General features: G+C 68.4%; 11 protein-coding genes and 1 pseudogene. All 12 read left to right on the top strand.

Annotation, left to right across the window (positions count from 1 at the left end; translation table 11 throughout):
* On the top strand, window positions 1-236 hold a 236-nt coding region (locus AC1D01_RS07490), incomplete at its 5' end, for a type VI secretion system protein TssA (protein ID WP_477865429.1).
* Between the two features lie 50 nt (window positions 237-286).
* Entirely contained in the window at window positions 287-796 is a 510-nt protein-coding gene (gene tssB / locus AC1D01_RS07495) for a type VI secretion system contractile sheath small subunit (protein WP_477865430.1), read from the top strand.
* A gap of 25 nt (window positions 797-821) precedes the next feature.
* Window positions 822-2,315 (top strand): type VI secretion system contractile sheath large subunit, encoded by a 1,494-nt coding sequence (gene tssC / locus AC1D01_RS07500; protein ID WP_477865431.1) that lies wholly within the window; start codon window positions 822-824, stop codon window positions 2,313-2,315.
* Between the two features lie 185 nt (window positions 2,316-2,500).
* Window positions 2,501-2,983, top strand: a complete 483-nt coding sequence (locus tag AC1D01_RS07505; RefSeq protein ID WP_465113835.1) for an Hcp family type VI secretion system effector — start codon at window positions 2,501-2,503, stop codon at window positions 2,981-2,983.
* A gap of 89 nt (window positions 2,984-3,072) precedes the next feature.
* On the top strand, window positions 3,073-3,561 hold the full coding sequence (locus AC1D01_RS07510) for an Hcp family type VI secretion system effector (protein WP_477865432.1): 489 nt from the start codon (window positions 3,073-3,075) through the stop codon (window positions 3,559-3,561).
* Window position 3,562: 1 nt separating this feature from the next.
* Complete coding sequence (locus AC1D01_RS07515) at window positions 3,563-4,405, top strand: type VI secretion system accessory protein TagJ (RefSeq protein WP_477865433.1); 843 nt, start codon at window positions 3,563-3,565, stop codon at window positions 4,403-4,405.
* Between the two features lie 9 nt (window positions 4,406-4,414).
* A complete protein-coding gene (tssE, locus tag AC1D01_RS07520) occupies window positions 4,415-4,939 on the top strand; it encodes a type VI secretion system baseplate subunit TssE (protein ID WP_477865434.1) in 525 nt (174 codons plus the stop codon).
* A 13-nt stretch (window positions 4,940-4,952) separates the two neighbouring features.
* Window positions 4,953-6,821, top strand: coding sequence for a type VI secretion system baseplate subunit TssF (tssF, locus tag AC1D01_RS07525; RefSeq protein WP_477865435.1), 1,869 nt, complete (start codon window positions 4,953-4,955; stop codon window positions 6,819-6,821).
* Entirely contained in the window at window positions 6,818-7,897 is a 1,080-nt protein-coding gene (tssG, locus tag AC1D01_RS07530; RefSeq protein WP_477865436.1) for a type VI secretion system baseplate subunit TssG, read from the top strand. The genes tssF and tssG overlap by 4 nt, the downstream gene beginning before the upstream one ends.
* A 9-nt stretch (window positions 7,898-7,906) precedes the next feature.
* Window positions 7,907-10,624, top strand: a complete 2,718-nt coding sequence (tssH, locus tag AC1D01_RS07535; protein WP_477865437.1) for a type VI secretion system ATPase TssH — start codon at window positions 7,907-7,909, stop codon at window positions 10,622-10,624.
* A gap of 16 nt (window positions 10,625-10,640) precedes the next feature.
* Window positions 10,641-11,975, top strand: a complete 1,335-nt coding sequence (locus AC1D01_RS07540) for a tetratricopeptide repeat protein (RefSeq protein ID WP_477865438.1) — start codon at window positions 10,641-10,643, stop codon at window positions 11,973-11,975.
* A 166-nt stretch (window positions 11,976-12,141) separates the two neighbouring features.
* Window positions 12,142-12,443: pseudogene (locus AC1D01_RS07545) on the top strand (hypothetical protein); the annotation flags it as partial.

Here is a 12,443-nt window from a genome sequence, read left to right on the forward strand (position 1 = left end):
CCGCCACGGGCGGCAGCGCCGTCGCGGTCGGCGCGCTGCGCAGCCGCGAAGACGTGAGCCGCACGCTCGACCGCGTCTGCGAATGGATCGAACGCAACGAACCCAGCAACCCGGCACCGCTGCTGATCCGCCGCGCGCAGCGGCTGATGGGCAAGAATTTCATGGACATCATCCGCGACCTCGCGTCCGACGGCCTCGGCCAGGTCGAACGCATCGCCGGCAGTCCCGACCAGTGACCCAGGTCAACAGGCCCTAATCCACCGAACCCGCCCCAGAGGAGTCCACCATGGCCACCAGCAGTCAGAAATTCATCGCCCGCAACCGCGCGCCGCGCGTCCAGATCGAATACGACGTGGAGCTCTACGGCGCCGAGAAGAAGGTGCAGCTGCCCTTCGTGATGGGCGTGCTGTCCGACCTGTCGGGCAAGCCGGCCGACCCGCTCGCGCCGGTGGCCGACCGCAAGTTCCTCGAGTTCGATGTCGACAACTTCGACAGCCGCATGAAATCGATGAAGCCGCGCGTCGCGTTCCAGGTGCCCAACACGCTGACCGGCGAAGGCAACGTCAGCGTCGACCTCACCTTCAACAGCATGGACGACTTCTCGCCGGCCGCCGTGGCGCGCAACAACGACGCGCTGCGCAGGCTGCTCGAGGCCCGCCAGCAGCTGTCGAACCTGATCACCTACATGGACGGCAAGAGCGGCGCCGAGGAATTGCTGGCCAAGGTGATGGCCGACCCGGCACTGCTGAACAGCCTGGCCGGGGCCAAGAAGGCCGACGAGCCGAAGGCCGAGTAAGCGCGCAGCGACACAGGAGAAAGACATGGCAGAAGCACAGAATCAATCCTCCGCGCTGCAGGGCGTCGAATTCCAGGGCGGCGATTTCGCGAGCCTGCTGAACAAGGAATTCAAGCCGAAGAGCGAAGAGGCGAAATCGGCGGTCGAGACCGCGATCCTCACGCTCGCGCAGCAGGCGCTGTCGCAGACCAAGCTGATCGGCACCGATGTCGTCAACTCGATCGAGGCGATGATCGCCGAGCTCGACAAGAAGCTCAGCGAGCAGATCAACCTGATCATGCACCACCCCGAGTTCCAGCAACTCGAGAGCGCATGGCGCGGGCTGCACCACCTCGTCAACAACACCGAGAGCGACGAGCAGCTGAAGATCCGCGTGATGAACATCAGCAAGAACGAGCTCGGCAAGACGCTCAAGCGCTACAAGGGCACGGCCTGGGACCAGAGCCCGATCTTCAAGCGCGTCTATGAGGAAGAGTTCGGCCAGTTCGGCGGCGAGCCGTTCGGCTGCCTGGTCGGCGACTACTACTTCGGCCAGACCCCGCCCGATGTCGAGCTGCTGGGCGAGATGGCCAAGGTGTCGGCCTCGGCCCACACCCCGTTCATCGCCGCGGCCGACCCGAGCCTGATGCAGATGGGCTCGTGGCAGGAGCTGGCGAACCCGCGCGACCTGAGCAAGATCTTCACGACGCCGGAATACGCCGCGTGGCGCTCGCTGCGCGAGTCGGACGACGCCCGCTACATCGGCCTCGCGATGCCGCGCTTCCTGGCGCGCATCCCGTACGGCGCGAAGACCAACCCGGTCGAGGCGTTCAACTTCGAGGAAGACACCGGCAGCGCCGACCACACCAAGTACAMCTGGGCGAACTCGGCGTACGCGATGGCGGTCAACATCAACCGCTCGTTCAAGCAGTATGGCTGGTGCTCGCGCATCCGCGGCATCGAATCCGGCGGCGCGGTCGAGGGCCTGCCCACGCACACCTTCCCGACCGATGACGGCGGCGTCGACATGAAGTGCCCGACCGAGATCGCGATCAGCGACCGGCGCGAGGCCGAACTCGCACGCAACGGCTTCATGCCGCTGGTGCACCGCAAGAACTCCGACTTCGCGGCCTTCATCGGCGCGCAGTCGCTGCAGAAGCCGGCCGAGTACGACGACCCGGACGCCTCGGCCAACGCCAACCTGGCGGCCCGCCTGCCGTACCTGTTCGCGACCTGCCGCTTCGCGCACTACCTGAAGTGCATCGTGCGCGACAAGGTGGGCTCGTTCAAGGAGCGCGACGAAGTGCAGCGCTGGCTGCAGGACTGGATCATGAACTACGTGGACGGGGATCCCGCCCACTCGTCCGAAGACACCAAGGCGCGCCGCCCGCTGGCGGCCGCCGAGGTGGTGGTGGAAGACGTCGAAGGCAACCCGGGCTACTACAGCTCGAAGTTCTTCCTGCGCCCCCACTACCAGCTGGAAGGTCTGACAGTGTCTCTGCGCCTGGTGTCGAAGCTGCCCTCACAGAAGGCGGCCTGATCCAGGTACAGGAAAGCGTGGCCGGCGTGGAACCTCCCACGGCGCGCCGCGCGCATCGCAGCCCGGGAGGTTCAGCTTGCCGGGAACGAAACAGAAACGCCGGGCGCACGACGGAATACCCAGACGTCGTGGCACCCCTCCCCGGCATCCCACAAGCGGGTCAACTCAGTTGAAGGAGAAGCATCATGGCTGTAGACATGTTCATCAAGATCGGTGACATCAAGGGCGAGTCGAAGGACAGCTCGCACAAGGACGAGATCGACGTCCTGGCATGGAACTGGGGCTGCGCCCAGAGCGCCTCGTTCGGCAACGGCGCCGGCGGCGGTTCGGGCAAGGTCAGCATCCAGGACCTGTCGCTGACCAAGTACGTCGACGCTTCGTCGACCGCCCTGGCGATGGCCAGCTTCAAGGGCACGCACATCAAGCAGGCCGTGCTGACCGTGCGCAAGGCCGGCGACAAGCCGCTCGAGTACATCAAGATCACGCTCGAGAGCGTCATCGTGTCGTCGCTGTCCACCGGCGGCAGCGGCGGTGAAGACCGGCTGACGGAAAACATCAGCCTGAACTTCGCGAAGTTCAAGATGGAATACACCACGCAGTCGGACACCGGCGGCAAGGGTTCCACCAGCACTGTCGGCATCAACAAAGAGACGAACGAAGTCAAGTGATCGGTCGCAGGCTTCCTGCGCACGCCACGGATCGGCCTTCGGGCCGTTTCGTGGCGATCCCTTTTTGAAAACGCCAGCAAGGAAAGACCATGGGCAAGTCCGACATGTACCTGAAGGTCGAGGGCGCGGCGCAGGGCCCGATCAAGGGCGAATCGCGCGATGCCACGCACACCGACGAGATCGAGGTCATCGGCTGGAGCTGGGGCCTGGACGGCAATGCGACGGCCTTCGGCAGCGCGGCCGCCCGCACGACGATGCAGGAGCTGATCGTGCGCAAGCGCGTCGATTCGGCCAGCACCGGCCTGATGTCGGCGCTGCGCAGCAATGAAGTCATCAAGAAGGCGACGCTGTCGGTGCACAAGGCCGGCGGCGCCGCGTCGATCGCGTACCTGACGATCACCGTCGAGAAGGCGCGCATCCTGTCGCACCGGCTGCGCAACGAGACCGACGGCGCGCCGGAGCTGGTCGAGGAGTTCCGCATCGCCTTCTTCAAGGTGAAGGTCGAGTACCGCTCGCAAGACCTCGCCGGCGCCGCCAAGGGCGTCAACACCTTCGAGAACGAAGTGCAGGCAGGCTGAAATGACGCCCGTCCAAGCTGCGGAACTGGCCCTGAAAGAGGGCCGCACCGATGCCGCGCTGAAGAGCCTGCAGGATGGCGTGCGCGCCAAGCCGGCCGACCCGAAGCTGCGCGTCTTCCTGTTCCAGCTGCTGTGCGTGCTCGGCCAKTGGCCGCGCGCGATGACGCAGCTCGAGGTGTGCGGCGAGCTCGATGCCTCGACGCTGCCGATGGTCAACACCTACCGCGAGGCGCTGAAGTGCGAGACGCTGCGCGAGGCGGTGTTCGCCGGCAAGACCACGCCGATGGTGTTCGGCCGGCCGCAGGCCTGGGTGGCCTGGCTGGTCGAGGCGCTGATGGCCGATGCCCGCGGCGATGCGGCACTGGCCGCCAAGCTGCGCGCCGATGCCTTCGAGGCCGCGCCGCCGACGCCGGGCACGCTGAACGGCCAGCCGTTCGACTGGATCGCCGATGCCGATTCGCGGCTCGGCCCGGTGCTCGAGGCGCTGATCAACGGCCGCTACTGCTGGGTGCCGTTCAGCGCGCTGACGAAGATCACGATCGAGGAACCCGCCGACCTGCGCGACATGGTGTGGAGCGCCGCGCAGCTCGAGTTCACCAACGGCGGCCAGTCGGTGGCACTGATCCCGACCCGCTACCCCGGCACCGCCACCGAGGGCGATGCGCTGGCGCAGCTGGCGCGCCGCACCGAATGGCAGGCCTTGAACGACGAGCACTTCCGCGGCATCGGCCAGCGCGTGCTGGCGCTCGGCGAGCACGACAGCGACCTGCTGGCGGTGCGCGAGATCACGCTGGAACCGCTGCCGGTGCCGGACGACGAGCCGACGCCGGACGCCGCGGTTTGACACGACGCCATGGCCAACCATGAGGTCCGCGATCGCCTGCAGCCGGTCCTGCTCGACCGCCTGACCGACCTCAACCCGCATTCGCGCGTCGAGTCGGACGAGTCGCGCGTGATGAACAAGGCGCAGATCCGCGAGGCGGTGCTGCGCGACCTGTCGTGGCTGCTGAACGCCGTCAAGCCGATGCCGCGACTGTCGGAGCAATACCCGCTGGCCGGCGAATCGGTGGTCAACTTCGGGCTGCCACCGATGTCGGGCCAGCTCGCATCGCGCATCGACATCCCGCTGCTCGAACGCACGATCAAGCAAGCCATCCTGCGCTTCGAGCCGCGCGTGATGGAAGACTCGCTCGAGGTGAAGGCGATCGAGCCGTCCAGCGTGCTCGACACGCACAACGTCATCGAGTTCGAGATCCGCGGCTTCATGTGGGCCCAGCCGGTGCCGCTGGAACTGCTGCTGCGCACCCAGGTCGACCTGGAAGCCGGCCAGATCGAGGTGCGCGACGCCGCCAGCGGCTCCCTGAAACGCAAGACCTGAACGGCCGCCCTCGATGGATCCGAACCTGCTTCGCCTGTACAACGACGAACTCGGCCACCTGAAGGAGGTCGGTGCCGAGTTCGCGAAGGAATTCCCGAAGATCGCCGCCCGCCTGTCGATGGACGGCGTCGAGGTCACCGACCCGTATGTCGAACGCCTGCTGGAGGGCTTCGCCTTCCTCGCGGCGCGCGTGCAGCTGAAGATCGACGCCGAGCACCCGCGGCTGATCCAGCACCTGCTCGAGACCGTGTACCCCGGCTTCCTGTCGCCGATGCCGTCGACGATGATCGCGCGCATGCGGCCCGACCCGCTGGACCCGAACCTCGCGCGCGGCTTCACCGTCAAGCGCGGCAGCGCGCTGCACAGCGAGACGGTGCGCGGCCAGAACACGCGCTGCGAGTTCCGCACCGCGCACGACGTGACGCTGTGGCCGGTCGAGATCGACACGGTGCAGTACTTCACCCACGCGCCCGACCTGCCGATCGCGCACCTGCCGCCGGCCCGCCAGGTGCGCGGCGGCCTGCGCATCCGGCTGAAGGCGAGCGCCGGGCTGAAGTTCAGCCAGCTGCCGATGGAGCGGCTGGATTTCTACATCAGCGCCGGCGACGACGTGGCCTTCCGGCTGCACGAGCTGGTGCTGGGCGCCAGCCTCGCGAGCTGGGTGCAGGGCGGTGCCTCGCGCTCGCCGAGCCAGGGCTATGCCGATGCGGCGTCGGTCGAGGCCGTCGGCTACGACGACGACCAGGCGCTGCTGCCCGAGACGCTGCGCGGCTTCAGCGGGCACCGCCTGCTGCAGGAGTACGCGGCGCTGCCGCAGCGCTTCCTGTTCTTCTCGGTCACCGACCTGGCGCGGCGGCTGGCGCGCGTCGACAGCAGCGAGTGCGAGATCGTGCTGCTGTTCGGCCGCGGCGAGCCGGCGCTCGAATCGCTGGTCGATGCCAACAGCCTCGCGCTGTACTGCACGCCGGCGATCAACCTGTTCCCGAAGCGGCTCGACCGCATCCAGCTCGGCCCGGGCAGCTGGGAGCACCATGCAGTGCCCGACCGCACGCGGCCGATGGACTACGAGGTCCACACGATCGAGAGCGTCACCGGCTTCGGCACCGGCCAGGTCGCCGAGCAGCGCTTCCTGCCGCTGTACGCCACCTTCCACGAGGAATCGCGCAACCACGGCGCGTTCTACACACTGCGGCGCGAACCGCGGCTGCTGTCGAGCCGCCAGCGCCTCGAAGGGCCGCGCTCGGCCTACATCGGCCAGGAGGTGTTCCTGTCGCTGGTCGATCCGCGCAATGCGCCGTACCGCGAGGACATCCGCCAGGTCTCGCTGAGCGCGCTCGTCACCAACCGCGACCTGCCGACGCTGCTGCCCGGCTCGGCCAGCACCTGGACGCTCGACGTCGCCGGGCCGGCCGGCCGCATCGAGACGCTGCGCGGCCCGTCGCGGCCGGTGCAGCGCATCGCGCGCGGCGATGTCGGCTGGTCGCTCGTCAGCCTGCTGACGCTGAACTACCTGAGCATCGCCGGCGAAGACCCGCGCCGCGCCGCGTCGGCGCTGCGCAGCCTGATGGCGCTGCACGGGCCGGAGCAGGACGTGAGCTGGAGCAAGCAGGTCGAGGGCATCCAGGCGGTGGAGGCGCGCGCGGTGGTGCGCCGCCTGCCCTTCCCCGGCCCGCTGACCTTCGGCTGCGGCGTCGAGGTGACGACCACCGTCGACGAGCTCGGCTTCCAGGGCTCCAGCGCCTTCCTGCTCGGCTGCGTGCTGGAGCACTTCTACGCGCGGCACGCGTCGGCCAACAGCTTCTCGGAGACCATCGTCCGCTCGGCGACGCGCGGCGAGATCCTGCGCTCGCCGCCGCGCATCGGCTCGAAGGCGATGCTGTGAGTGCGACGCCACCCCATCCTCAAGACCCGAAGGCGCTGCACGAACGCCGCACGCGGCTGTTCGACGAGATCGCGAAGCAACCGTGGGCGCACGACTTCTTCGCGGTGCTGCGCCAGATCGATGCGCTGTGGCCGCAATCGCCGCGGCTCGGCTCGGCGCTGCGGCCCGGGGCCGAGCCGGTGCGGCTGGGGCAGGACCCGGAACTCGATTTCGCGCCGGCCGGTGTGATGTCGTTCGAGGCCAGCGATCGCAACGTGCCGCGCCTGGGCGTGCGCTTCTTCGGGCTGTTCGGGCCGATGGGGCCGCTGCCGCTGCACTACACCGAGCATGCGCGCGACCGGCTGCGCAACCACGGCGACGCCACCTTCGCGCGCTTCGCCGACATGTTCCACCACCGCATGCTGCTGCTGTTCTACCGCGCCTGGTCGCAGTCGCAGCCGGCCGTGCAGGCCGATCGCGCGAGCGACGACCAGTTCGCGAAATGGGTCGGCGCGCTGTTCGGCCAGGCACCGGCCGCGTTGCGCGGCGCCGATGCGGTGCCCGATGCCGCGAAGCGCTTCGCGAGCGGCCACCTGGCGAGCGCGACGCGCCGGCCGGAATCGATCGTCAAGGTGCTGCGCCAGTACTTCGCGGTGCCGATCCGCGTGGAATCGCACGTCGGCCACTGGCTGCCGCTGCGCCCCGAAGACCGCACCCGCCTCGGCGGCCGCGGCAACCTGGGCGCGGCACTCGGCGTCTCGGCGGTGGCCGGCAGCAAGGTCTGGGACCGACAGTACAAGCTGCGCCTGCACATCGGCCCGCTGACGCTCGCGCAGTACCGCCAGTTCCTGCCCGGCCAGCGCTCGCTGATCGAGCTGCGCGACTGGATGCGCCAGCTGCTCGGCTTCGAGATGCTGTGGGACCTGCGGCTGATACTGCAGGGCAGCGCGGTGCCGGCTCTGGGCCTGTCGAACGCCGCCCCCGCCGCACTCGGCCTGACCAGCTGGCTCGGCCGCAAGACGCCGCACCCCGACCGCGGCGAACTCCTCCTGAACCCGGCGCAGATGCATGCGGCCGCTTCATCGACCTCCACCTAAGGAACGACCATGGCTGAAATCAGTCGCACCGCCCTCTTCGGCAAGCTCAACCCGATCGCCTACAAGGCCATCGAAGGCGCCACGGTGTTCTGCAAGCTGCGCGGCAACCCGTACGTCGAGCTGCAGCACTGGATCTACCAGATCCTGAACGGCAACGACAGCGACCTGCACCGCATCGTCAAGCACTACGAGCTCGACGGCGCGCAGCTGGTGGCCGACCTGACGCAGTCGCTCGACCGGCTGCCGCGCGGCGCCACCTCGGTGACCGATCTGTCGAGCATCGTCGAGAACGCGGTCGAGCGCGGCTGGGTCTACGGCTCGCTGATGTTCGGCGACCGCCAGGTGCGCACCGGCTACCTGCTGGTGGGCGCGCTGAAGACGCCGTCGCTGCGCAATGCGCTGCTGGCGATCAGCAAGCAGTTCGAGCGCATCAAGCTCGACGACCTGATCGACCGCTTCGGCTCGCTGCTCGCCAGCTCGCCCGAGCATGCGCAGGCCGCGAGCGACGGCGGCGCGCCGGGCGAAGCGAGCGAGGCGATCGCGCCGGCCGCGATGGGCAAGCAGGAGGCGCTGAAGCGCTTCACGACCGACCTGACCGAGCAGGCGCGCGGCGGCAAGATGGACCCGATCGTCGGCCGCGACGACGAGATCCGCCAGGTGGTCGACATCCTGATGCGCCGCCGCCAGAACAATCCGATCCTGGTCGGCGAAGCCGGCGTCGGCAAGACGGCCATCGTCGAAGGCTTCGCGCAGCGCATCGCGCGCGGCGACGTGCCGCCTGCCCTGAAGGACGTGGAGCTGCGCGCGCTCGACGTCGGCCTGCTGCAGGCCGGCGCCAGCATGAAGGGCGAGTTCGAGCAGCGGCTGCGCTCGGTGATCGACGAGGTGCAGGCGAGTGCGAAGCCGATCATCCTGTTCATCGACGAGACGCACACGCTGGTGGGCGCCGGCGGCGCGGCCGGCACCGGCGACGCCGCCAACCTGCTGAAGCCGGCGCTCGCGCGCGGCCAGCTGCGCACGATCGGCGCGACCACCTTCGCCGAGTACAAGAAATACATCGAGAAGGATCCGGCGCTGACGCGGCGCTTCCAGAGCGTGCAGGTCGACGAGCCGGACGAGCCGAAGGCCATCCTGATGATGCGCGGCGTGGCCTCGACGATGGAGAAGCACCACAAGGTTCAGATCCTCGACGAGGCGCTGGAGGCGGCGGTGAAGCTGAGCCACCGCTACATCCCGGCGCGCCAACTGCCGGACAAGTCGGTCAGCCTGCTCGACACCGCCTGCGCGCGCGTCGCGGTCAGCCTGCATGCGACCCCTGCCGAGGTGGACGACTGCAGCAAGCGCATCGAGGCGCTGGAGACCGAGCAGGGCATCATCGGCCGCGAGGCGGCGATCGGCATCGATACGCGCGAGCGCAGCGCGTTCGTCGAAGAGCAGCTCGGCGTCGAGCGCAAGCGGCTCGATGCGCTGAAGACGCGCTGGACGGCCGAGAAGGTGCTCGTCGACAAGCTGCTCGCGCTGCGCGCGAAGCTGCGCGGCGTGGCCGGCGCGGTGGAAGGCACCGGCAGTGCGCTGGAGCAGAACGCGGAGAAGGCGGCTGCAACCGTTGCGGCCGACGCGCCGAAGCTGTCCGATGAGGACCGCGCCGCGACACTGACCGAGCTGAAGCAGGTGCAAGCCGAACTGGCCACGCTGCAGGGCGAGCACCCGCTGATCCTGCCGACGGTGGACTACCAGGCGGTGGCGAGCGTGGTCGGCGACTGGACCGGCATCCCGGTCGGCCGCATGGCGCGCAACGAGATGGAAACCATCCTGAAGGTGGCCTCGCTGCTGAGCCAGCGCGTGATCGGCCAGGACCATGCGATGGAGATGATCGCCAAGCGCATCCAGACCTCGCGGGCCGGGCTCGACAACCCGAGCAAACCGATCGGCGTGTTCATGCTGGCCGGCACCTCGGGCGTCGGCAAGACCGAGACGGCGCTCGCGCTGGCCGAGGCGCTGTACGGCGGCGAGCAGAACCTGATCACGATCAACATGAGCGAGTTCCAGGAGGCGCACACCGTCTCGACGCTGAAGGGCGCGCCCCCCGGCTACGTGGGCTATGGCGAAGGCGGCGTGCTGACCGAGGCGGTGCGGCGCAAGCCCTACTCGGTGGTGCTGCTCGACGAGGTGGAGAAGGCGCACTCCGACGTGCACGAGATGTTCTTCCAGGTGTTCGACAAGGGCTTCATGGAAGACGGCGAAGGCCGCTTCATCGACTTCAAGAACACGCTGATCCTGCTGACGACGAATGCCGGCACCGAGCTGATCGCCAACATGTGCAAGGACCCGGAGCTGATGCCCGAGGCCGAGGGGCTGGCGAAGGCGCTGCGCGAGCCGCTGCTGAAGATCTTCCCGCCGGCGCTGCTGGGCCGGCTGGTGACGATCCCGTACTACCCGCTGTCGGACGAGATGCTGGGGCAGATCGTCAAGCTGCAGCTCGGGCRCATCAAGAAGCGCGTCGAGGCGCGCTACAAGATCCCGTTCGAGGTCGGCGACGACGTGGTCAAGCTGGTCGTGAGCCGCTGCACCGAGAGCGAATCGGGCGGTCGCATGATCGACGCGATCCTGACCAACACGATGCTGCCGGACATCTCGAAGGAGTTCCTGACGCGAATGATGGACGGCACGCCGATCGAGCGGGTGAAGGTCAGCGTCGTCGACAACAACTTCCACTACGGGTTCTGAGCGCGGGGGCACGGTGATGAGCGAGGCCGATCAAGCCGGCGGTGCGCCTGAGGAAGTGAGCCTGGACGACGCGCTGAAGTACGCGATCGGCCTGCACCAGAACCGCCAGCTCGAGGGCGCCGAGCAGCTGTACCGGCGCATCCTCGAGGCGGCGCCCGATCACCCGGATGCGTTGCACCTGCTGGGGATGCTGCTGCACGAGGTGGGGCGCAGCGACGAGGGCGTCGCGTCGATCCGGCGCGCGATCGCGCTGGTGCCGGATTTCGCGGGGTACCACAACAACCTCGGCAACATCCACGTGTCGCGCCAGGAGCTGCCGGAGGCGACCGCGGCCTACGAGCGCGCGGGGGCGCTGCAACCCGGCAGCGCCGACCTGCAGAACAACCTGGGCTCGCTGTACCGCGCGCAGAAGCGCCCGGCCGAGGCGCGCGCCGCCTACCTGCGCGCGATCGAGCTCGACCCGCGGCACCTGAACGCGCACAACAACCTGGGGCTGCTGGCGGCCGCACAGGACGACCTGCCGGAGTCGATCCGCTGGTACTGCCGATCGATCGAGCTGCTGCCCGAGCACCCGGACGGCCGCAAGCTGCTGGGCATGACCTACTACACGATGGGCAAGGTGCGCGAGGCGGCCGAGGTGTTCCGCCAGTGGCTGGCCGAGGAACCGGGCCACCCGATGGCGCAGCACATGTTCGCGGCGTGTTCCGGCAGCGGTGCGCCGGAGCGGGCCTCGGACGACTACGTCGAGTACACCTTCGACCACTTCGCCGACAGTTTCGAGAAGCAGCTGAACGAGCGGTTGGACTACCGCGCGCCGCAGCTGTGCGCGCAGTTGCTGGCGCGGCTGCTGCCGCCGGCGGCGAAGCAGTTCAACGTGCTGGACGCCGGCTGCGGGACCGGGCTGTGCGGGCCGCTGGTGGCGCCGTGGGCGCGCGTGCTGGCGGGGGTGGACCTGTCCGGCGGCATGCTGAAGCATGCGCAGACCAAGGGCGTGTACAGCGACCTGTACAAGGCCGAGCTGACCGAGTTCCTGCGCGAGTCACCGGGCCAGTGGGACGTGATGCTGTCGGCCGACACGCTGTGCTACTTCGGCGACCTGATGCCGCTGATGGCCGCCGCGAGCGGCTCGGTGAAGCCGGGCGGGCTGATGGTGTTCACCGTCGAGGCGCTGCCCGATGGCCGCCCGGAGATGTTCCACCTGGAGCCGCACGGGCGCTATGCACATGCGCGGGCGCACGTGGAAGCGGCGCTCGCGGCGAACGGGTTCACGCTGGTGGAGATCAGCGGGGAGACGCTGCGGCAGGAGGGTGGGAAGCCGGTGACGGGGTGGTTGGTGGCGGCGCGGCGGTGAACTGGCCAAGCCGGGAAGGTAAACAATAGTCAACTCGCCGCTGACTGAGGGTTGCGGCGCTTGCCGTCGCTGTCGAGCCCTCTTTCAATAGCACGGCCGCATCGTCGAAGCAGTCCCTTCAGAGTTGTGTCGATGCGGTCCGATCAACCGCCCACCGGACCCGACGATGAAGACGACGACCCGCGCAGGGGTCATTGTTGTTGCGACCTGCCTGTTGAACGCCTCGCTTTGCCATGCAGAGCTTCCCCCACCGCCCATCTCGCCGACCCCGGTGAGGGCCTATGAATACGACGCCCAGGGMAACCGCACCAAGATCATCCGAGATCCGGATGGCCTGAAGCTGGAGACCARGCTCAGCTACGACCCGCTGTATCGGGTGAAGGACCACACCGACCCGAAGAGTGGCAAGACGAGCTTCGAGTATGACGGCGGGGATCGAGCCACGAAGATCACCGATCCGAGGAACCT

This window comes from Rhizobacter sp. P3_B12, from assembly GCF_056402895.1.